The organism is Curtobacterium sp. AC272 (genome assembly GCF_979258155.1).
The window spans coordinates 1,655,825-1,676,657 of record NZ_OZ409838.1; the positions used below are offsets into that span (position 1 = coordinate 1,655,825).

Sequence of the window (20,833 nt, forward strand, 5' to 3'; positions counted from 1 at the left end):
CGACCCGTCCCCACTGGCTCGGCCGGCACGTCGCTCCGCAGGCTCCGCGACGCACCGGAACCGGCCAGAGGGGCCCACCTCCGTCCGTCGATGACATCCGGGCCGTCACCGGTCAGCTGTCGCAGGCGGAGGACACCACCTACGGGGGTTTCGGCGGTGCTCCGAAGTTCCCGAGCACGCCGCTGCTGGAGTTCCTCGCCGACGCAGCACGCGACGGCGACGCCGAGGCCGACGGCCTGCTGGACCAGTCGCTCCACGCGATCCGGGCCTCCGAGCTGACCGATGCCGACGGCGGTGTCTTCCGGTACGCGACCAAGCGCGACTGGAGCGTGCCGCACTACGAGCGGATGCTCTACGACAACGCCGGACTCCTCGCGGTCGCCGGCGCCGAACAGGCGCGCGGCATCGCGGACTTCCTGCGCGACACCCTGCGGCAGGACGACGGAGCGTTCGTCGCCGCGCAGGACAGCGAGTCCACGATCGACGGCCAGCGGGTGGAGGGCGAGTGGTACCGGCGGCCGCTGTCGGAGCGCGCGCTCCTCGAGCCGCCACCACTCGACGACCAGGTCCTGACCGGGTGGAACGGCCTGGCGATCCGCGGGCTCGCGATCGCCGGTGACCGCCACGACGACCCCGAGATGGTCGGCCTCGCCCGGTCTGCGGCCGATGCACTGTTGCGATCGCACGTGCGTGACGGGCACGTCGTGGTCCGCACGAGCACACCCCGCGGGCCGTCGGCGGCACCGGCGACCATCGAGGACGTCGGGCTGCTGGCCGAGGGTCTGCTCGAGCTCGCCCTGGTGACCGGCGAGGTCACCTACGCCGTCACGGCTCGTTCCCTGGTCGACGACGGGCTGGCGAACCGGTTCGACGTCGACGCCGTGCTCGCCGGAGCGGGCACGGCGACCGGGGAACAGCCGCAGACCGCGATGCGCTCCGGCACGGTGGCCTTGGCCGCAGCGGCCGCCGGCCTCGCGGCGTTGACCGGCGACTCCGCGTACCGGACGGCGGCCGCGCGGTTGGTGGCCGGCCGCGCGACGACGGGTACCGAGCGACCGCTCGGGCACGCCGACGCCCTCGGTGTCGCACTCGGCCTGCAACGGCCCTCGCGCGAGGTCGTGGTCGTGACGTCGGACCCGCACGACCCACTCCGCGATGCCGTCCGCGCCGCGCGCCGACCCGGCACGGTCATCGCTCGCGTGACCCCGACGCAGGCTGCGGAGTGGGCGACTGCGGGGTTCGATCTGTTCGAGGCACGGGACGCGCTCGACCCGGCTGCGTACGTCTGCCACGACCGCGTGTGCGCCCTGCCCGCTCGGTCCGCAGGAGACCTGGCCGCCGGGCTCGCAGCACCGGCGGCGTGACGGTATCCTGGAATGCTCATGTCTCCCACGCCGCCAGTCATCACGTACCCGCCCGAACTGCCGGTCTCGCAGCGGCGGGACGACATCGCGGCTGCCATCCGTGACAACCAGGTCGTCATCGTCGCGGGGGCCACCGGCTCGGGCAAGACCACCCAGCTGCCGAAGATCTGCCTCGAGCTGGGGCGTGAGCACATCGGACACACCCAGCCCCGTCGGATCGCCGCTCGCACCATCGCCGAGCGCGTGTCCGAAGAACTCGGCAGCGACCTCGGCGACCTCGTCGGCTACCAGGTCCGGTTCACCGACAAGGTGTCGTCGAACACCCGCATCAAGCTGATGACCGACGGCATCCTGCTGAACGAGATCCACTTCGACCGCGACCTGAAGCGGTACGACACGATCATCATCGACGAGGCGCACGAGCGGTCGCTCACGATCGACTTCCTGCTCGGCTACCTCAAGCGACTCCTGGTCCGGCGACCCGACCTCAAGCTCATCATCACGAGTGCGACGATCGACCCCGAGTCCTTCTCGAAGCACTTCGGCGACGCCCCGATCATCGAGGTCTCCGGACGGACCTACCCCGTCGAGATCCGGTACCGCCCGCTCGTGTCCGAGGACGCCGACGACACCGACGAGGACGACGAGACCGACTCGCGGACGGCCGACCGTGGCGGGGCGAACGGCGCCGACGACCGCGACACCCTGCAGGGGATCACCGACGCACTCGACGAACTCGCGCGCGAAGAACCCGGCGACGTGCTCGTGTTCCTGTCCGGCGAGAACGAGATCCGCGACGCGCAGGACGCGATCGAGGGCAAGCGCTACCAGGGCACCGAGGTCCTGCCCCTGTACGGCCGGCTCTCCGCCGCCGACCAGCACCGAGTGTTCGACCGACGCACCACGCCGGGGATCCGCCGACGCGTCGTGCTCGCCACGAACGTCGCCGAGACCTCGCTGACGGTGCCCGGCATCAAGTACGTCATCGACACCGGGACCGCCCGCATCTCGCGGTACTCCCCGCGCGCCAAGGTGCAGCGGCTGCCGATCGAGGCGATCTCGCAGGCCAGCGCGAACCAGCGTTCGGGTCGAGCGGGCCGCACGAGTGCCGGCATCGCGATCCGGCTCTACTCCGAAGACGACTTCGAGCGCCGCGACGAGTTCACCGACCCCGAGATCCTGCGGACGAACCTCGCCGCGGTGATCCTGCAGATGATCTCGCTCGGGTTCGGTGACATCGAGTCGTTCCCGTTCCTGCAGCCGCCGGACTCCCGTGGGGTGAAGGACGGCCTCGACCTGCTGCGCGAACTCCGCGCCGTCGACAAGGACGGCCGGATCACCAAGTCCGGACGACAGCTCACCCGGCTGCCGATCGACCCGCGGCTCGGCCGGATGGTGCTCGAGGCCGGGCGGCAGGGCGTCGGTCGCGAGGTCGTCGCGGTCGTCAGCGCCCTGAGCATCCAGGACCCCCGCGAACGCCCGCTCGAGAAGCGCGCCCACGCCGACCAGATGCATGCCCGCTTCGCTGACCCGACGAGCGACTTCCTCACCCTGCTCGCGCTGTGGAACTACATCGAGGACAAGCAGGACGAGCTGTCGTCGAGCGCGTTCCGCCGGCTCTGCAAGGCCGAGTTCCTCAACTACCTGCGCATCCGCGAGTGGCAGGACCTCTACCGCCAGCTCTCCCGCGCCGCGAAGCAGGTCGACGTCCGGGTCGGGCAGTCCCGCTCCGACGACGGCGACGCGGTGCACCGGTCCCTGCTCGCCGGTCTGCTCAGCCAGATCGGGCTGCGCGACCGCGAGAAGCGTGACTACCTCGGCTCGCGGAACACCCGGTTCGTGGTGTTCCCGGGCAGTGTGCTCGCGAAGAAGCAGCCCGATGCGGTGATGGCGGCCGAACTCGTCGAGACCAGTCGGCTGTTCGCACGGACCGTCGGCCGGATCGACCCCGCGTGGGTCGAGCCCCTCGCCGGTGACCTGCTGAAGCGCACCTACGGCGAACCGCACTGGGAGAAGAAGCAGGGCGCGGTCGTCGCCTACGAGCGGGTGACCCTGTTCGGCGTCCCGATCGTGCAGCGGCGCCGGGTGCAGTACGCCCGGATCGACCCGGAGCACTCGCGCGAGCTCTTCATCCGCCACGCCCTGGTCGAGAACGAGTGGGAGTCGCAGCAGGCGTTCGACCGTGCCAACCGGAAGCTCCGCAAGGAACTCGAACAGCTCGAGGAGCGCACGCGTCGGCGCGACATCCTGCTCGACGACGAGAACGTCTACGAGTTCTACGACGCCCGCATCCCCGCCGACATCGCGACGACCCGTGACTTCGAGGGGTGGTGGCGGACGACGCGCCGCGACCAACCGGACCTGCTCACGATGCGCCGGGCGGACCTCCTGGACGAATCCGCTGCCAAGGCGGCGGAGGACGACGTCGAGTACCCGACCCAGTGGCGGAGCGGCGACCAGCGACTCGCGATCCAGTACCGCTTCGAGCCGGGCGCGCAGGACGACGGCGTCAGCGTGCAGGTGCCGCTCGCGCTGCTCCCCCGCATGCGCGAAGAGGGCTTCGACTGGCAGGTCCGCGGCCTGCGCAAGGAGCTCGTGACCGCCCTCATCAAGTCGCTGCCGAAGCAGATCCGCAAGAACGTCGTACCCGCAGCCGACTGGGCCGAGAAGATCGTCGCCGAACTGCCGGACGACGCCCCGACCGAGCCGACCGAGTCGTTCCGCGCGACCCTGGCCAAGGCGATCCAGCGCATGACCTACGTGCCGGTGTCGGAGTCCGACTTCGACCTGGCCCGCGTGCCATCGCACCTGCTGCCGACCTGGGCAGTCGTCGACGAACGTGGTCGGCGCGTCGAGGCCGGCAAGGACCTGTCGGTCCTGCAGACGAAGCTCAAGGACCGCACGCAGCAGAGTGTCGCCTCCGCCACGGTGCGGGCTGCGGGACAGCCAGGAGGCGCGGCTCGCGTCGCCGCCGCTGGTGGCGGTGCCGGGGTGGAGCAGTCCGGCCTGACGACCTGGCCGGCCCAGGACCTGCCGCAGACCCTCGACACCAAGCAGGCCGGTGGCGTCATCCGCGCGTACCCGTCCCTGGTGGAAGAGGGCTCCGGTCCGAAGGCGACCGTCGGCGTGCAGTTGCTCGCGACGCCGTCCGACCGGCAGGTGCGCATGCCCGCCGGGGTCCGTCGCCTGGTGATGCTCGCGGTGCCGTCGCCGGTGTCGTACATCCAGTCGCACCTGACCGCGCAGGAGAAGCTCGCACTCGCGGCGAGCCCGTACGCCTCCACGAACGCACTCTTCGACGACGTGCTCGCGGCCGTCGTCGACGCGGTGATCCGTCGCGCTCACCCGGACGGGCTCGTGTTCACGAAGGCCGCGTTCGAAGCGGTCCGTGATGCGGTGTCGGCGACGGTCGTCGACACGATGTTCACGGCCGTGTCCGAGCTCGCTGCCGTGCTCCTCGCCCAACGGTCCGCCGAACGAGCACTCAAGCAGGCGAACTCGATGTCCCTGCTCGGTGCGCTGACGGACATGCGCCAGCAGATGGAGCGTCTCGTCTCCCCGGGGTTCGTCTCCGTCGCCGGGACCGACCGGCTCCGGCGCATCCGGGTCTACCTGCAGGGCATCGAGGCACGCGTGCAGAAGCTGCTGCAGAACCCCGGGCGCGATGCCACGTGGATGCGCGAGGTCACCGTCGCCACCGACCGCTACGTCGACGCTGGCGGGGCTTTCCCTCCGGCAGTCGGTTCGCACCCCGAGCTCGTGCACGCGAGGTGGATGCTCGAGGAGTTCCGCCTCAGCCTGTTCGCGCAGGAACTCGGCACCGCCGAGACGGTGTCGTTGCAGCGGATCACGAAGGCCCTGACCGCGGCGCGCTGATCGGTCTACCGTGACGGCCATGATCGGCACACTCGACATGGTCGTCCTGGACTGCGCAGACCCTCGCGGCCTGGCGCGCTTCTACGCGGAGCTGCTCGGCGGCGAGATCGTCGGCTTCGACGAGGACTGGGCGGAGGTCGCGCTCCCCTTCACCGACCAGCGGCCGCTCCTGGCGTTCCAGCAGGTCGAGGACTACCGCGCACCCGAGTGGCCCGGCCAGCTCGTCCCGCAGCAGAGCCACCTCGACGTGAAGGTCGAGGACCTCGACGACGGCGAGGCCGCGGTCCTGGCGATCGGTGCGACCGCGACGGGCTCGGCGACCCCGACGTTCCGCGTGTACCTCGACCCGGCGGGCCACCCGTTCTGCCTCATCCGCCCGAACGACTGATCAGCCTTCGGTCGCGAGCCCCTCGGTCGCCAGGCCCTCGACGACCTGCACACCCGGCAGCGCTCCGAGGACGGAGCCGGGCAGGAACACCTTCGCGCCGCGGCGGCCTGCCCCGATCACCGCGTCCGGTGCATCGGGCACGCGGGAATCGACGTACACCGGCCAAGCGGAGGGCAGCCCGATCGGGGTGATCCCGCCGTACTCCATGCCCGTCAGCTCCACAGCCTGGTCCATCGGCGCGAAGCTCGCCTTCCGCACGTCGAGCAGCTTCCGGACGACACGGTTCACGTCGAGGCGGGTGTGGGCGAGCACGACGCACGCGGCGAACCGGACGTCCTCGCCGCGCTTGCCCGCGACGACGATGCAGTTCGCCCCGCCGTCGAGCGGGAAGCCGTACGCCTCCGAGAACGCGGCGGTGTCCGCCAGGTCAGGGTCGATCGGAGCTGCCTCGATCCGTGCGGCGACATCGGCGGGCAACGCGGCGAGCGCTGCCGCGACCGGTGCGGCCAGCAGTTCCGGGGCGGTCAGGGCAGGAACCCGTTCGAGCGTCGGCATGGCTCCACCCTAGGGAGCACCTCGTGACCATGCTGGCTCCATGTCGACGTACGACACCCACCTCACCGCCCTCGCCGGAGCAGCGCAACGGTTCGACGACGTCCTGCGGTCCGGCGACCGCGCGGCACCGGTGCCGTCGTGCCCTGGTTGGTCCGTCGAGGACCTCGGTGTCCATCTGACCGACGTGCACCGGTGGGCGCTCGGGCAGCTGACCGGTTCGGAGCCCGCACCGCTCGCGCACGACGACCTCGCGGACCGCTTCCGCACGGGAGCCGGCGAACTCGTCGCGGCGCTCCGGGCACGCTCCTCGGACACCCCGTGCTCGGCGATCTACCCGCCGGACACGGCCGCGACCTGGGCACGTCGCCAGGCGCACGAGACCGCGATCCACCTGTGGGACGCGCAGCGGGCGCTGGGAGTCGAGCCGGGCCTCCCGGTCGAGCTGGCGACCGACGGCGTTCGTGAGGTCGTCGGTGACCTGTACCCGCGTCAGGTGCGGCTCGGCCGCATCGCGGCGCTGGCGCGGACCGTCGCGTTCGCGTTCTCCGACGCACCCGGCGAGGCCTCGCTCGACGGCACGGACGGTGGCGACGCCGCCGTCATCGTCACCGGTCGGGCGGAGGACGTGCTGCTCCTCCTGTGGAAGCGACGGGCGCTCGACGAGGTCGAGCTGACGATCGACGGCGAGCGGGCAGCACTCGACGCCGCACTCGCGACCAGACTGGTGCCATGACGGAGCTCCGACCGATCGACCTGGACACCTGGCCCCGCCGCGAGCACTTCGAGCACTACCGCCAGCGTGTGCAGTGCTCCTACGAGGTGACCGTCGACGTCGACGTCACGGCGTTCGTCGCGGCGGTCCGCACGAGCGCGGCGAAGACCTACGCGTCCCAGATCTGGGCGATCGCGACCGTCGTCAACCGTCACGCCGAGTTCCGGATGCAGCTGCTCGACGACGGCTCCCCGGCGTCTGGGACGTCGTGCACCCGATGTTCACGGTGTTCCACCCGGACACGGAGACCTTCTCGGCGTTGGTCGTGCCCTACGACGAGGACTTCGGGCGGTTCCACGCCGCCGCGGTCGAGACGATGGATCGGTACCGGGACGACGTCCGAATGTTCCCGCAGGACGACCGGCCCAGGAACGTGTTCGACGTCTCCACCTTCCCCCGCACGTCGTTCACGGGGTTCGCGCTGCACGTCCGCGACGGGTACGACCACCTGTTGCCGATCGTCACGCTCGGCCGGTACCGGGCGGAGGGTGACCGCACCGTGATGCCGATGGCGCTGCAGATCAACCACGCGGCGGCCGACGGTTTCCACACCTCCCGGTTGGTCCAGGAGCTCGAGGACCTGTTCGCGGACCCGTCGTGGCTGGCGTGACGGTCCGACCCGCGCTGACGGACGGGAGGCCCGTGGCGGACCCGCCACGTGCCTCCCGTCCGCTCGCCGCGAGTCCAGGGCCGCGCACGACGCCGTCGTGTGCGCGAGACGCCGCGAAACGGCGCGGCGTTCTCGGTGATGTGGAGGCGTCTCGGCACGACGACGGCGTCTCGCGCGGCAGAACACGACCAGCGCGTCAGGACGACCGCGCCGCCAACGCCTGCTGGTTCTCGCGGCGGATCGCGTCACCGCCCCGGCGACGCCACTCCCGCACGGTCCCCTTCCACGACGACACCTTCGCCCGCCCGAGCAGCACGTCGTTGATCGCGTTCGTCGCGAAGGTACCGAGGGCCGGCCCGGTCGTCGAGTTCGTCGGCGAGTACAGGCCGTAGGCGGGGTTCGGCAGCCCGCGGTCGACCCACGACGACAGCGACTCGTACACGGTGTCCGTCATCGCCGGGTTGCCCGAGTAGTACAGCGGCAACGGGCACTCGGTGAAGTACTGCAACGGGAACTCGCCGAGCGCGGTCTCGCTGTTGCCGGTCTTCGTGAGGACCGGCGATCCGTCGCGGTACTCGAAGTCGCGGCCCTCGATGCCGAACTTGCGGTACATCCAGGCCTCGGTACCGAAGGGCGACGCGCACCAGTTCCAGGACCTCGAGGAGCATCTTCACGCGGTCCTCACCACCGGCAGCGACGGCCGCGATCGCGTTGTTCGGGTCGCCGAGCCACGGCTTCGGCTCCGCTCCGGACGGTCCGACGAAGGGGGCGATGGTCAGCTCGAAACCGCTGCCCGGGGTGGCCTGCTGCAGCAGTCCGGGGATGGCGCTGTACGTGTCGGAGAGCATGAGCGCGGAGCCCTGCACGAACCAGACCTTGCCGTTGTAGGCGGTGATGCTGTCCGGGTGGACGAGGTCCTCGGCGATGAGCTTCCGCGACACCTCGAGCAGGTCCTGGTACTCGTCCTGCTCGTACATGTGGGTGAACCGGCCACCCTCGACCTGCCACTGGTTCGGCAGCCCGAGCATCGGACCGAGGATGTTCGTCGGCACCGAGGCCAGGGCCCACCGGTTGCTGTGCGGGTCCGAGACGTCGCGGCAGACCTGCACGAACTCGTCGACGCTCGAGAACGCGGGGTCGACGCCGAGGGCTTCGAACCGGTCCTGCCGGCGGTACAGGGCCTGCGACGTCAGCGGTCCGCGCGGGACGGGGACGCCGTAGATGCCGCCGGAGAAGACGGTGCCGCGCCACGACGCGGTCGGCAGGTTGGCGAGGTACGGGTAGTCGCGGACGCCGCTGCCGGACAGGTGCGGACTGAGGTCTGCGGCCTTCGCTTCGAGGAACTGCGGCAGGTACGGGAACGACCCGAACACCGTGAACACGTCGCCGAGGGTGTCGCCCGCGACCTGCGTGGCGAACTTGTTGCCGAAGTCGGCGTTCGGCGTGATGGTCAGGTCGAGGTCGATCCCCATCCGCTGGTCGAGCCCCTGCCAGTACGGGTTGCTGCCCTTGGAGGGCGGCACGGGCGAGTTCGTCGGGACGCTACCGTGCACGGTCGAGCCGTCGCCCGGCTTGCCGTCGGTGGGCACGAGCGTCGCCGGGATCTTCCGGAACGCGCTCGGCATGAGCGCACTCGTCTTCGGGAACGCCGGCGCCGGCCCGCCGGCCCACGGCACGTAGTCCGGCAGCGTGACCGCCTGGTTGATCGCTTTGACGTCGGTCGAGCGGGTCACGGTGGAGCAGCTGGCCAGGAGGCCCGTGGCTGCGACCCCGAGACCGCCCGCGATGAGCGCGCGGCGGGTGATTCCGTTGTTCGTCACGCTGGTCAGCCCTTCACCGCACCGGTCAGGACACCCTTGGCGAAGTGCCGCTGCAGGAACGGGTAGACGATGAGGATCGGCACGATCGAGACGACGAGGATCGCCATCTGGATCGAGGCCTGCGGTGGGAGGGCATCGGCCGATGCCCCGAGGTCGGCGCCGCCGAGCTGCGCGTTGTTGATCACGTAGGTGCGGAGCACCAGCTGCAGGGGCCACTTCGCGGTGTCGTTGATGTAGAGCAGCGCGTTGAAGAACGCGTTCCAGTAGCCGACGGCGTAGAACAGGCCGATGACGGCGAGGACGGCCTTCGACAGCGGCAGCACGATCCGCCAGAACACCGCGAAGTCCCCGGCGCCGTCGATGCGTGCCGACTCGAGGAGCTCCTGCGGGATCGCCATGAAGAACGACCGCATCACGATGACGTTGAAGGCGCTCAGGGCGGTGGGCAGGATGAGCGCCCAGTACGAGTCGAGCAGCCCGAACTGCTTCACGACGAGGTAGTTCGGGATGAGGCCTGGCGCGAACAGCAGGCTGACGAGCACGAGGCCGAGCACGGCGCCCGACCCGTAGGAGCCCGGACGGCTGAGGGCGTAGGCGAGCATCGCGCTCACGAACAGGCTGATGAGCGTCCCGACGGTGGTGATGCCGATGCTCACGACCAGGGCTCGGGTGACGACACCGCCGGCGAAGATGCTCTCGTAGGCGCTGAGGTCGAAGCCCTTCGGCCACATCACGAACCCGCCGGCGTCGTTCACCTGGCTGGTGGGTGCGAGGCTCGTCGACACAATGCCGACGAACGGCAGGATCACGACGAGGCAGATCACGAGCAGGACCGCTCCGGTGAGCAGCCGTCCGGGCAGCGGCGCCGCGTCCGGACCACCGCGTCTGCGCTTCTTCGCCCGTGGGACGGTCACGGTGTGCGTGGCGGTCATCGCGACTCCTTCTGGTAGACGCCCGCTTCGCCGAAGACGTGCGCGAGCTTGTTGGCGCCGAGCACGAGCAGCACGCCCACGACGCCCTTGACGAGTCCGACGGCCGCGGCGACACCCCACTGCCCACCGAGCACGCCGTTGTTGTAGACGTAGGTGTCGAGGACCTCGCTGGCGGCACGACCCACGGCCTGCTGCTGCAGGATGATCTGCTCGAAGCCCACGGTGAGCGAGTCGCCGAGCCGCAGGATGAGCAGCAGGATGATGATGCCGCGCATGCCGGGCAGGGTGACGTGCCACAGCTGGCGCCAGCGCGAGGCACCGTCCATCTTCGCCGCCTCGTACAGGCTGGCGTCGATCGAGCTGAGGACGGCGAGGAACAGGATCGTCGCCCAGCCGGTGTCCTTCCAGATCACCTGGCTGGTGAGCAGGGCGATGAACCCGTCGGGGTTGCCGAGGAAGTCGATCGCGTCGCCGCCGGCGGCACGGATCGCGTTGTTCACCAGCCCGGAGCCGCCGAGGATCTGCTGGAACACCGCGACGACGATCACCCACGACAGGAAGTGCGGCAGGTACAGGATCGACTGCACGACGCCCTTGATCCGCTCGGACAGCAGCGAGTTGAGCATGAGCGCCAGGATGATCGGCGCGGGGAACACGAACACGACCTGCACGAGGGTGATCACGAGCGTGTTCCGGAGCGCGCCGAGGAACTCACCGTTGCCGTCGAACACCACCGAGAAGTTCTCGAACCCGACCCAGGGGCTGCGGCCGAGCGGGACGAACGGCAGGTACTCCTGGAACGCGATGAGGTTGCCGAGCAGCGGCAGGTAGTGGAACCCGAGCAGCAGGGCGACTCCCGGCAGGCCCATCAGCAGCAGCACCCGGTCGCGGCGGATCCGCTGCCACGTGCTCCGTCGGCGGAGCCCGGGGTCGGGTGGTGGTGCGGTGTGCGCGGTGGTCGTCGCGCGGACGTCGAGCTTCGTCACTCGGTGGCCTCCTCCGTTGGATTCCTGCAGCGACCCTGGCGTGCGGAGTTACAACGTGGCAATCCGTTGCCAAACGTTTCCATCGTTGTAACGCTCCAGTGAGCGCACACCCACAGCCCCGCACGACGACTCCACCGGCGACCTGCCGCGCTACGCTCGTCCCGATGCGCGCAACCGTGCGGGACGTGGCCACCCTCGCCGGGGTGTCGCCGAAGACCGTCTCCAACGTCATCAACGGCGGCGTGGTGGTGCGCCCGGAGACCCGCGAGCGCGTCGAGCGGGCCGTCGCCGAACTCGACTACGTGCCGAACCTGTCCGCCCGCGGCCTGCGGAACGGCCGCTCCGGCGCGATCGCCCTGACCCTTCCCGAGATGGGCAGCGCCTACTCCGCCGAACTCGCGCAGTGGTTCGTCGAACTCGCCCGCGAGCGCGGATGGGTCGTCCAGCTCGACCAGACCGGCAACGACCCGGCTCGCGAGCGCGAACTCGTCTCACGAGCCCGCGCCCACCTCGTCGACGGCCTCGTGCTCAACCCGGTGTCGCTCAGCGCGAGCGTCCTGGCCTCGACCGAGGGGCTGCCGCCGACCGTCGTGATCGGTGAGGTCGAACCCGAGCACGTCGACCAGGTGCACGTCGACAGCCGGGCCGCCGCCGAGCAGGTCACCGCCTACCTGGTTTCCCGGGGCCACCGCCGGATCGCGGTCGTCGGTGCCGCCCGGGCGTCCGAGCCCACTGCCACCAGCGAGCTGCGGGAGCGCGGGTACCTCGCCGCCCTCGCCACCGCCGGGATCGAACCGGACCCCGCACTGCGGGTGCCGCTGCCGTCCTGGACGACGAGTTCGGCGGCGACGGCGTTCGCGGCCTGGCTCGACGAGCACCCCCTGCCCGACGCCGTGTTCGCGTTCACGGACTCGATCGCCTTCGGCGTGCTGCACGTCCTGGCCGCCCGAGGTGTCCGCGTCCCCGAGGACGTCAGCGTCATCGGGTTCGACGACATCGACGGTGCGGCGTACGCGATCCCCGCGCTCAGCACGGTGTCGTTCGACCGGCGGGCGTTCGCGACGGCAGCACTCGACCTGCTGACGCGACGGATCGAGGACCGGAGCCTGCCGCCCGAGACCGTGGTGGTGCCGCACCGCATCGTCGAGCGCGCGAGCGTCGCCGACCGCTGACGCTGGTCGCTGGTCGCTGATCGCTGATCGCTGATCGCTGATCGGCGTACGCTCCGCGGCATGACCAGCGAAGACGCCTCGATGCCGACGCTCGCCGCGACCGTCCTGCAGTCCCCCGAGCCGATCGCCCTCGCCCGGTTCTACGGCGCCCTGACCGGGTGGACCGTGTACGAGGACGACCCGACCTGGGCCCGCATCCGCCCCGCCGAGGGCCCGGCCTGTCCGTGCAGTACGAGCCCGAGTACGTCGCACCGACCTGGCCCGGCACCGCCGACGCCCCCGGCATGCAGCTGCACCTCGACTTCCAGGTGGAGGACCTGCCGGCAGCCGTCGCCCGCGCCGAGGAGCTCGGTGCCACACAGGCCGCGTTCCAACCGCAAGACGACGTCCGGGTGCTGCTCGACCCGGACGGGCACCCGTTCTGCCTGTTCCTGCCCGGGGCCTGAGGCAGGCTGGCCGCGTCCCGAGGTTCCACAACACGCCGGGTGATCGCCGCCGAGGTTCCGAACCGCGGCGATCCGAGCGCCGACATGCCGAGATTTCGGAACCTCGAGGACGGGGACGGGGACGGGGACGGGGGCGGGACGGGGACGGGACGGGCGCGGGACCGCGCCTCAGGCCGGGTCGGCGGCCGCCAGGACCGCGTCGCGCGTGCGGGCGTCACCGAGGATCCGGAAGTGCCCACCCACCGGCAGCCGCACGTTCGTCGCCCCGGACAGTCCACTGCCCTCGGGGATGAGCGTGTCGAACACCCCGTAGACCGAGGTGATGCGGGCGTTCGCGTCGAGCTCCCGCGCCAGTCCGGCGAGCACGGGGTCGGCCGCCCGGAACACCCGTAGGTGCCGCACCGGAGCGAGCCGCGCGTAGCCCGACCCGGCGAACGGCGTCGACACGGCGACCATGCGGTCGATGCGGCCGTGGTCGTCGAGCTGGGTCATCGCGTACTTCCCGATGAGCCCGCCCTTGCTGTGCGCGAGCACGAGCACGTTCCGCAGGTCGTGCTCCTCGAGGTACGCGAACACGTCGCGCGCCGACTCCGGCACCGGCCGCAGGTTGTGCCGCAGCACCGGCAGCACGTGCACCGGGTGCCCGCGGTCGTGCAGGGCGTCCATGAGTGGCCGCATGAAGTGCCAGGTCTCGTAGACACCCGGGATCACGACGACGGGCTGGCCGTCGCCGGTCCGGTAGTCGTCAGCGGTGGTGGGCCCGAGGCTCCGCACCTGCCACGAGATCGCGTACCACCAGTCGAGTGCGGCCCACCTCACGCGTCGCACCAGCGGGATGCCGGGAGGCACGGGTCGGCCCGCGCGCTTCGGTCCGGTCACCGACGTGGTCGGCTCGGTCATCGGAGGCCCTCCAGTTCCTGGGAGCGTCGGAACTCGCCGACGAGCCGGGCGAACGCGACGGGCTGTCGCTCCTGCACGTGGTGCGGCCCGGGCAGTTCGACGAACGATCCCCGCGGAGCGTTCGCGGCGACGCGGACGGCCCAGTCGCGGCGCACGATCGGATCGTCGGTGCCACGGACCACGAGGACGGGGTGCCGGACCTCGGCGACGGTGTCCTCCATCCGGTACCGGAGCATCGGGCGCAGCTCGCGGAGGTACTGCCGCAGGCTCCGCAGGTAGTCGGTGACGAGCACGCCGTTCATCCGGAACCCCTCGCCCGCCCCGTCGCGGAACAGATCCGACGCCACCAGGGGCAGCGAGCGACGCTCCACCGGGATGACGGGGCTGACGAGCACGACGGAGCCGACGGACGCGGGGTGCTGCCGGGCGGCTTCGACCACGACCTGCGCGCCCATCGACTGTCCGACGAGCACGAGGTCGTCGGCTCCCCGCGCCCGGACGGCGCGCACGACCAGGTCGCCGAGCTCGGCCATCGACAGCGACCGGCCGGCCGCTGGCAGTCCGCCGAAGCCGGGCAGGTCGACGCTGACCGTGCGGTGGGTCGCGGCGAGGGCGCGCTGCGAGCGGGCGAACGAGCGATGGGACATCCCGATGCCGTGGACCAGCACGAGCGTGGGCAGCAGGTCCTCTGCAGCCGTCCGGCGGGTGCCGCGGTGTGCAGGCGCACCGGCCGGCCGTCGATCCGGATAGTCTCCACCTTGGCGCGCACGAGCCGAGGCTACGCGGCGGTTCGCAGCACCGGGTCAGCGTCGTCATCGGGCACCCATAGACAGGGGGTGTGCACTGCCTTCCATGAGCGACACCACTCCCCCGAACGGCCACGAACCGGGCGACGCCGCCCGCACGCGCTCGGCAGCGGCACCGGCCGGCTGGGGTTCGGCCCCGACGCCGACCTCGACCGCCACCCTCGACGCGCCGGCACCCGCACCCGCACCGAACCAGTACGCCCAGCAGCCCTACCGGTCCGACGTCGGCTCCTGGAACGCCGGCGACCCGAACGGCGCCACCCCGTGGTACGGCGCCTCGGCCCCGACGAGCCGGAAGAGCGCACCGAAGCCGCCGTGGTTCTGGCCCGTCCTGGCTGCGATCGTCGGGCTCGCGGCGCTGCTCGTCGGCGGCGGCATCGGCTTCGCCATCGGGCATGCGATCGGTGGGGACCAGTCCCAGTCGACCACGCAGGTTCCCGGCACGAACGGCGGGACCAACGGCGGCACGAACCAGTTCCCGGGCAACGGCACCGGGCAGCTCCCCGGGTACGGATCCGGCAGCGGCACGGACGGCAGCAGCAGCGAGAGCGGCACCGGCAGCTGATCCGCAGTACGCTCCGGCCATGCGCAAGGTCACCGCAGGGCTGTTCACGTCGGTCGACGGCGTCGTGCAGGACCCGTACGAGTTCCAGTACGACAGCTTCGACGACGAGCTCGGGGCCGGGATGGGCGCGTTCATGGCCCGCACCGACACCGTCCTGCTCGGCAGGAACAGATACCTCGAGTGGTCCGAGTGGTGGCCGGCGCACCCTGACGACGGCTTCGGGCAGTGGATCAACCCGATCGAGAAGTACGTGGCCTCCACGACGCTCGGCGACGACCTGGCGTGGCAGAACACCACCAGGATCCCGGGTGACCTCGACGCCTTCGTCCGCGAGCTCAAGGAACGCGACGGCGCCGACATCGCGGTGTGCGGCAGCGTGAGCGTCGTCCGGCACCTGCTGTTCGCGGGGCTCCTGGACGAGCTCCAGCTGATGGTGCACCCGGCGATCGCCGGCTCCGGCCGGAAGCTCTTCGAGCCGACCGACCCGGCCACGCGCCTGCGGCTGGTCGACAGCACCGTGACGAGCAAGGGGAACGTCGTGAGCACCTACGCACGGCTCGACGCCTGACGGAGCCGACCCGGGCCTCCCGGTCGGCAGTGGACGGGAGCGGTCCACAGCGCGCGTACCCTCGTGGGTGACCACCTCACGAACCGAAGAAAGCCGGATCAGCATGCCCCAGGACACCCGCCCGCACGTCGTCATCGTCGGCGGTGGATTCGCCGGTGTCGCTGCCATGCGCGAGCTGGCGGACGCTCCCGTCCGGGTGACGCTCGTCGACCGGCACGTCTACAACATGTTCCAGCCCCTCATGTACCAGGTGGCGACGGGCGGGCTGAACGCCGGCGACGTGACGTACTTCCTGCGCAGCCTGCGCGCCAAGCAGGACAACGCCGAGTTCCGGCACGGCCTGCTCACCGGCATCCGGACCGACGAACGCATCGCCGAGATGTCCGACGGTGAGCACCTGCACTACGACTACCTGGTGCTCGCGAACGGCGTGAACACGAGCTACTTCGGCACCCCGGGCGCCTACGAGTACGCGTACTCGATGTACTCCCGCTCGCAGGCCCTGCGCATCCGCGACGAGCTGTTCACCCGGCTGGAAGAGGCTGCCGCGAACCAGGGCCCCGACGAGATCAAGATCGTCATCGTCGGCGGCGGCGCGACCGGCGTCGAGATGGCCGGCGCGCTCGCGGAGCTCCGCGACCAGGCACTCGAGGGGCGTACCCCGAGCTGGACAAGGGTGCCATCACGATCACCCTCGTGCACCGCAGTGGCGAACTGCTCAAGCCGTTCGCCCCGCGTCTGCGCCGGTACGCGGCCAAGGTCCTGCGGAAGCGCGGCGTCGTCCTCCGGCTGAACACCGGCGTCTCCGAGGTCAAGACCGACGGCGTGATGACGGCTGACGGCGAGTTCATCCCCGCCTCGCAGGTCATCTGGGCCACCGGCGTCGCCGCCCACAAGGAGGTCTCGGGCTGGGGCCTGCCGCAGACCAGCGGCGGACGCATCCAGGTCGGCGACGACCTGCGCGTCAACGGCGCCGAGCGGATCTTCTCGGCCGGCGACATCGCGGCGCAGTCCGAGGCCCTCGCGCAGCTGGCCCAGCCGGCGCTGCAGGGTGGACGGCACGTCGCGAAGCAGATCAAGCGTCTGCTCGAGGGCAAGCCCACCGAGCACTTCAAGTACTTCGACAAGGGCACGATGGCGACCATCGGCACGAACGCCGCCGTCGCGCAGCTGCGGGGTGGCATCACGCTCGTCGGGCCGGTCGCGTGGCTGGCGTGGGTGGCGGTGCACATCGCGTCGCTGCTCGGCAACGGCAACCGGCTGTCGACGCTGTCGCACTTCTTCGTCCGCTACCTGTGGTTCATGCGGAAGCGCGCGATCCCGATCGTCGGCGACGTCCGGCCCGTGCGCCCGAACGGCGACCGCGAGCCGGAGCCGTGGCAGATGCAGAAGTCCGAGTAACGCGGGGGTTCGCGGCGTTCGCTTCGTGAGCAGGAATGGTCGGGTCCGGAGACGGGACCCGACCATTTCTGCTCACCATCCGCGAGTGCTCCGCGCCGCCTACGCGACCCGCACGCCGGAGTAGGCGCCGGCGGCGATGTCCTCGAGCAGCCCCGGCCCGGTGGGCTCCCACCCGAGGAGCTCCTGGGTGGCCTCGGACGTGGCGGACATCTCCATGCCGAAGAACCGGCCGATGAACCCGAAGTGCGCGTCCGCGTCCGCCGGGTCGATCGAGGTCACCGGCAGCCCGAGGACCTCGCCGATGGCCTCGGCGATCGCGCGGGTCGGGATCGCGGTCTCGGCGACGGCGTGCAGCCGCGTGCCGGCCGGGGCCTGCTCGAGCCCGAGGCGGACGAGCCGGGCGGCATCGGTGACGTGCACGGCGGACCAGCTGTTGGTGCCGTCGCCGACGTAGCCCGAGACGCCGCGCTGCCGGGCTGCCCCGACGATCGCGGCGATGAAGCCGTGGTCACCGGTGCCGTGCGTGGTGGGGCTGAACCGGGCCGCGATCGTGCGCACCCCCTGGTCGACGAAGTCGAAGCCGCGGTTCTCGCTGCCGCCGCGCATGCTCTCCGGGCCGACGAACGGGTTGGCGTCCGCTTCGGTCGAGGGGCGGCCCTGGGCGAGCCCGGCGACGCCCGACGCGAGGACGAACGGGCGGTCGGTGCCGACGAGCGCTGCACCGATGGTCTCGACGGCGGCCCGCTCGCTGGCGTTCGTGGCGGCGGCGTTCGCCCAGTCGTGCTTGTTGGCGAGGTGCAGGACGCCCTCGGCCTCGGCGGCTCCGCGGCGGATGGCGTCGAGGTCGTCGAGGTCGCCCCGGACGACGGTGACGCCCTTCGCCTCGAGCGCTGCGGCCGAGGCGTCGGACCGGGCGAGCCCGGAGACGGTGTGTCCGGCGGCGAGCAGGTCGTCGACGGTGTGGGAGCCGATCCAGCCGGAGGCCCCGGTGACGAACACGTGCATGAGTGGTCCTTTCGCAGGCGTCCACGGCGGTGATGTCATGAACTGACATCACCGTAGCACTCGATGTCAGCCGCTGTCATCAAGGCGTCCGGATCAGTAGACTCTGCGCATGGCTCGATGGCAACCCGGAACGCGTGAACGACTGCAGGCGGTCGCGCTGCAGCTCTTCGCGTCCGAGGGCTACGACGGCACCACGGTCGCGCGGATCGCCGCCGAGGCCGAGGTCACCGAGCGCACCTTCTTCCGGCACTTCGCGGACAAGCGCGAGGTCCTGTTCGCCGGCCAGGACGACTTCCTCGCGATGTTCGTCGACCCGATCACGGCCGCCCCGGCCGATGCGGCGCCGTTCGACCTGGTCGGTCGCGCCCTCGACGCCGCCGCCGGGTTCTTCCCCGAGGACCGCCGGTCGTGGTCGCGGGCCCGGCAGACGATCATCGACGCGAACGCAGCGCTCGGCGAACGGGAGCTCGGCAAGCTCGCCACCCTGAAGGCACGCCTGGGCGAGGTCATGCGCGAGCGCGGCGTCCCCGAACCGGCGGCGACGATGGCCGCCGAGACCGCCGTGACGGTGTTCCACCTGTCCTTCGCCCAGTGGATCGCTCCGGGTGAGGACCGCCCGTTCGCTGCGATCGTGCACGAACGGCTCGACGCCCTGGCGACGCTGGTGCACCCCGGGCGTTGAGACGGCTCTACCTGCCGCGCGCATCATGTGACGATCCGGTCACGACGCGTCCCGCTGCCGTGGCCTCCCGATCGCGCAGGAGGTGCCCGTGACGACCGACGTGCTCTCGCCCGAGCGGGTCCACGCGACGACCGCGCCCGGCCACGCGACGACCACGCCCGGCCACGCGACGACCACGCGGGGCCGGACCGACGGCGACCCGACGGGCCGGACGCCACCGCCCCCGCTCACCCACCGTGCACCCGCCCTCGACGGACTCCGCACCCTCGCGATCCTCGCCGTCGTCCTGTACCACCTGCACGTCCCGCAGTTCGAGGGCGGCTTCATCGGCGTGACGGTGTTCTTCGTGCTGTCCGGTTTCCTGATCACCACGCTGCTGCTCGGCGAGCGCCGACGCACCGGTCGTGTCCGGCTGGGGTCGTTCTGGCTCAAGCGCCTGCTCCGGCTCTATCCCGCGCTGCTCGTGTTCGTCGCGGTGGGTCTGCTGCTGTGGAACTGGGTCGGTGACTACAAGGGCGCGTCGTTCTCGGCCGGCGAGGCCGGGGTCATCGCCCTGACCTACACCGGCAACCTCTTCCGCGCGTTCTGGGACACCACGCAGGGTGTGTTCGCGCACACGTGGAGCCTGTCCATGGAGGAGCAGTTCTACCTGGTCTGGCCACCGGTGCTCGTGCTGCTCGCGGCGCTGCGGGCCCGACGGCGTTGGCTGCTGACGGGCCTCGGCGTCCTGGTCGTCGGAGCGTCGGCGGCGTCGTGGGCGAGCTACCGGACCCCCAGCGGCGGTGCCACCCCCGACGTGTACTTCTCGCCGGTGCTCGGCGTCGTGCCGCTCGCGATCGGGTGCGCGCTCGCGCTGCTGCTCGACGACGAACGGGTGCGCGTCCGGGCAGCCGGGATCGCCGGACACGTCGCGACCTGGACCGGGCTCGGGCTCCTGGCGGGTGTGCTGCTCTGGATCGACGACGACTGGACGCAGCACGCCTGGACCTTCGGTGTCGTCCTGCCGGTCACCGGGGTGATCGCGGCGGTGCTCATCGGTGGCCTGGTGTCGGTGCGCTCGCCCGTCGCCACCGCGCTGAGCTGGACCCCGGTGGCGTGGTTCGGACGACGGGTGTCGTACTCGGCCTACCTGTGGCACCCGCTCGTCATCGCGCTGCTCGGCACGTTCGCGATCGGCGCGTGGGGCACGGTCGGGCTGGTCGGCGCGGTGCTGCTCGTGTCGATCGGCGCCGCCTACGCGGTCGAGGTCCCGGTCGAACGTCTCCGGCACCGTCTGCGCACGAGCAGCACAGCTGGACGCACCTCGACCGCCCGACCGTAGGCTCGGGCCCGTGACCACGGAGCGCACCGACGTCCTCGTCGTCGGCGGTGGTCCCGTCGGCCTGTTCCTCGCCGCGCTGCTGGCTGCCCGGGGCGTCGCCGTGCGGGTGTGGGAGCGTCGCCCGGGTCCACCAGAGGGCTCCCGCGCCATCGGCATCCACCCGCCGTCGCTCGACGCCTTCGCCGAGATCGGGCTCGACGTCCCGGTGCTCGCCGAGGCGACCCTCGTGCGCACCGGCGTCGCGCGGAGCCGGGGCGGACGCTCGGCACGCTGACCTTCGACCGTGCCTCGGACACCCACCCGTACGTCGCGACGCTCGACCAGCACCGCACCGAGTCCCTGCTGCGGGACCGGCTGGCCGCTGTCGACCGGGCAGCGCTGCGCACCGGGACGACGGTGACCGCACTGTCCCGGCACCGTGACCACGTCGACGCGGTCGGCACCGGCCCGGACGGCGATGTGGTCGCCGTGCGTGCCGCCTTCGTGGTCGGGGCCGACGGCGCGAGGAGCGTCGTCCGTGACCTGCTCGGCATCGGCACCACCGGACGCGACTACCCGGACCGCTACGTGATGGGCGACTTCGCCGACCCCGAAGGCGCCGACGCCCGGACCGCCGCCCTGGTGGACGTCGGATCCGGCGGCGTCGTCGAGTCCTTCCCCTGCC

Annotated in this window: 21 protein-coding genes and 2 pseudogenes; 16 read left to right on the forward strand and 7 right to left on the reverse strand. The window is 71.3% G+C overall.

The features are described from left to right. Window positions 1–329 precede the first annotated feature (329 nt). From ACZZ0J_RS08430 to ACZZ0J_RS08440, 3 genes are read left to right on the forward strand one after another with little or no spacing between them, the layout of a single operon-like run. The gene (locus ACZZ0J_RS08430; protein WP_463436226.1) at window positions 330–1,364 is read left to right on the forward strand and encodes a YyaL domain-containing protein; all 1,035 of its coding nucleotides are present in this window, start codon (window positions 330–332) and stop codon (window positions 1,362–1,364) included. 18 nt (window positions 1,365–1,382) lie between these two features. After that, window positions 1,383–5,240 carry an ATP-dependent RNA helicase HrpA gene (hrpA, locus tag ACZZ0J_RS08435; protein ID WP_463436227.1) on the forward strand — a complete coding sequence of 1,286 codons (3,858 nt, stop codon included), beginning with the start codon at window positions 1,383–1,385 and terminating at the stop codon, window positions 5,238–5,240. A 19-nt stretch (window positions 5,241–5,259) separates the two neighbouring features. Then, complete coding sequence (locus ACZZ0J_RS08440; RefSeq protein WP_123292292.1) at window positions 5,260–5,628, forward strand: VOC family protein; 369 nt, start codon at window positions 5,260–5,262, stop codon at window positions 5,626–5,628. Here ACZZ0J_RS08440 and ACZZ0J_RS08445 read toward each other — a convergent pair whose 3' ends face one another. After that, window positions 5,629–6,183, reverse strand: coding sequence for a YbaK/EbsC family protein (locus tag ACZZ0J_RS08445; protein ID WP_194646920.1), 555 nt, complete (start codon window positions 6,181–6,183; stop codon window positions 5,629–5,631). A gap of 40 nt (window positions 6,184–6,223) precedes the next feature. Between ACZZ0J_RS08445 and ACZZ0J_RS08450 the strand changes: the two genes are divergently transcribed. The 3 genes and pseudogenes from ACZZ0J_RS08450 to ACZZ0J_RS08460 all read left to right on the forward strand — a co-directional run bounded on the left by ACZZ0J_RS08450 (window position 6,224) and on the right by ACZZ0J_RS08460 (window position 7,565). Continuing rightward, window positions 6,224–6,916, forward strand: a complete 693-nt coding sequence (locus ACZZ0J_RS08450) for a maleylpyruvate isomerase family mycothiol-dependent enzyme (protein WP_194673224.1) — start codon at window positions 6,224–6,226, stop codon at window positions 6,914–6,916. Continuing rightward, a pseudogene (locus tag ACZZ0J_RS08455) lies at window positions 6,913–7,077 on the forward strand (CatA-like O-acetyltransferase); the annotation flags it as partial. The gene ACZZ0J_RS08450 and the pseudogene ACZZ0J_RS08455, both read left to right, overlap by 4 nt. A 95-nt stretch (window positions 7,078–7,172) precedes the next feature. After that, window positions 7,173–7,565, forward strand: a complete 393-nt coding sequence (locus ACZZ0J_RS08460) for a CatA-like O-acetyltransferase (protein ID WP_463436228.1) — start codon at window positions 7,173–7,175, stop codon at window positions 7,563–7,565. Window positions 7,566–7,810: 245 nt separating this feature from the next. On the opposite strand, the gene ACZZ0J_RS08465 is transcribed toward ACZZ0J_RS08460, so the two are convergent. From ACZZ0J_RS08465 to ACZZ0J_RS08475, 3 genes are read right to left on the reverse strand one after another with little or no spacing between them, the layout of a single operon-like run. Next, window positions 7,811–9,385: an ABC transporter substrate-binding protein gene (locus ACZZ0J_RS08465; protein WP_463436229.1), complete on the reverse strand. Its 1,575-nt coding sequence runs from the start codon at window positions 9,383–9,385 to the stop codon at window positions 7,811–7,813. A 5-nt stretch (window positions 9,386–9,390) separates the two neighbouring features. Then, window positions 9,391–10,317 (reverse strand): carbohydrate ABC transporter permease, encoded by a 927-nt coding sequence (locus tag ACZZ0J_RS08470; RefSeq protein WP_123338546.1) that lies wholly within the window; start codon window positions 10,315–10,317, stop codon window positions 9,391–9,393. Beyond that, window positions 10,314–11,303 carry an ABC transporter permease gene (locus ACZZ0J_RS08475; RefSeq protein WP_235036018.1) on the reverse strand — a complete coding sequence of 330 codons (990 nt, stop codon included), beginning with the start codon at window positions 11,301–11,303 and terminating at the stop codon, window positions 10,314–10,316. Before ACZZ0J_RS08475 ends, ACZZ0J_RS08470 begins: the two co-directional genes overlap by 4 nt. A 164-nt stretch (window positions 11,304–11,467) precedes the next feature. Between ACZZ0J_RS08475 and ACZZ0J_RS08480 the strand changes: the two genes are divergently transcribed. Next, window positions 11,468–12,475, forward strand: coding sequence for a LacI family DNA-binding transcriptional regulator (locus ACZZ0J_RS08480; protein WP_194650685.1), 1,008 nt, complete (start codon window positions 11,468–11,470; stop codon window positions 12,473–12,475). A 158-nt stretch (window positions 12,476–12,633) separates the two neighbouring features. Further along, entirely contained in the window at window positions 12,634–12,921 is a 288-nt protein-coding gene (locus ACZZ0J_RS08485; protein ID WP_463436230.1) for a VOC family protein, read from the forward strand. 168 nt (window positions 12,922–13,089) lie between these two features. On the opposite strand, the gene ACZZ0J_RS08490 is transcribed toward ACZZ0J_RS08485, so the two are convergent. Together ACZZ0J_RS08490 and ACZZ0J_RS08495 are read right to left on the reverse strand one after the other, a co-directional pair. Beyond that, window positions 13,090–13,821, reverse strand: coding sequence for an esterase/lipase family protein (locus ACZZ0J_RS08490; protein ID WP_228509694.1), 732 nt, complete (start codon window positions 13,819–13,821; stop codon window positions 13,090–13,092). After that, window positions 13,818–14,489 (reverse strand): alpha/beta fold hydrolase, encoded by a 672-nt coding sequence (locus tag ACZZ0J_RS08495; RefSeq protein ID WP_463436231.1) that lies wholly within the window; start codon window positions 14,487–14,489, stop codon window positions 13,818–13,820. The genes ACZZ0J_RS08490 and ACZZ0J_RS08495 overlap by 4 nt, the downstream gene beginning before the upstream one ends. Before the next feature lie 184 nt (window positions 14,490–14,673). On the opposite strand from ACZZ0J_RS08495, the gene ACZZ0J_RS08500 reads away from it, so the two are divergent. The 4 genes from ACZZ0J_RS08500 (at window position 14,674) to ACZZ0J_RS08515 (ending at window position 17,161) form a co-directional block, all read left to right on the forward strand. Further along, on the forward strand, window positions 14,674–15,192 hold the full coding sequence (locus ACZZ0J_RS08500) for a hypothetical protein (protein ID WP_463436232.1): 519 nt from the start codon (window positions 14,674–14,676) through the stop codon (window positions 15,190–15,192). Between the two features lie 19 nt (window positions 15,193–15,211). Beyond that, window positions 15,212–15,760 (forward strand): dihydrofolate reductase family protein, encoded by a 549-nt coding sequence (locus tag ACZZ0J_RS08505; protein WP_463436233.1) that lies wholly within the window; start codon window positions 15,212–15,214, stop codon window positions 15,758–15,760. Between the two features lie 103 nt (window positions 15,761–15,863). Further along, the gene (locus tag ACZZ0J_RS08510; protein ID WP_463436234.1) at window positions 15,864–16,553 is read left to right on the forward strand and encodes an NAD(P)/FAD-dependent oxidoreductase; all 690 of its coding nucleotides are present in this window, start codon (window positions 15,864–15,866) and stop codon (window positions 16,551–16,553) included. Beyond that, window positions 16,457–17,161, forward strand: a complete 705-nt coding sequence (locus ACZZ0J_RS08515) for an NAD(P)/FAD-dependent oxidoreductase (protein WP_463436235.1) — start codon at window positions 16,457–16,459, stop codon at window positions 17,159–17,161. The genes ACZZ0J_RS08510 and ACZZ0J_RS08515 overlap by 97 nt, the downstream gene beginning before the upstream one ends. Window positions 17,162–17,260: 99 nt before the next feature. Here ACZZ0J_RS08515 and ACZZ0J_RS08520 read toward each other — a convergent pair whose 3' ends face one another. After that, complete coding sequence (locus tag ACZZ0J_RS08520; RefSeq protein WP_463436236.1) at window positions 17,261–18,166, reverse strand: SDR family oxidoreductase; 906 nt, start codon at window positions 18,164–18,166, stop codon at window positions 17,261–17,263. A gap of 109 nt (window positions 18,167–18,275) precedes the next feature. Between ACZZ0J_RS08520 and ACZZ0J_RS08525 the strand changes: the two genes are divergently transcribed. From ACZZ0J_RS08525 to ACZZ0J_RS08540, 4 genes and pseudogenes are all read left to right on the forward strand, one after another. Beyond that, entirely contained in the window at window positions 18,276–18,848 is a 573-nt protein-coding gene (locus tag ACZZ0J_RS08525) for a TetR/AcrR family transcriptional regulator (RefSeq protein ID WP_123673739.1), read from the forward strand. An 88-nt stretch (window positions 18,849–18,936) separates the two neighbouring features. Then, complete coding sequence (locus tag ACZZ0J_RS08530) at window positions 18,937–20,169, forward strand: acyltransferase family protein (protein ID WP_463436237.1); 1,233 nt, start codon at window positions 18,937–18,939, stop codon at window positions 20,167–20,169. A gap of 10 nt (window positions 20,170–20,179) precedes the next feature. After that, window positions 20,180–20,443: an FAD-dependent oxidoreductase gene (locus tag ACZZ0J_RS08535; protein WP_463436238.1), complete on the forward strand. Its 264-nt coding sequence runs from the start codon at window positions 20,180–20,182 to the stop codon at window positions 20,441–20,443. Between the two features lie 68 nt (window positions 20,444–20,511). Next, window positions 20,512–20,661 (forward strand): annotated as a pseudogene (locus tag ACZZ0J_RS08540) (hypothetical protein); the annotation flags it as partial. Window positions 20,662–20,833: the final 172 nt, after the last annotated feature.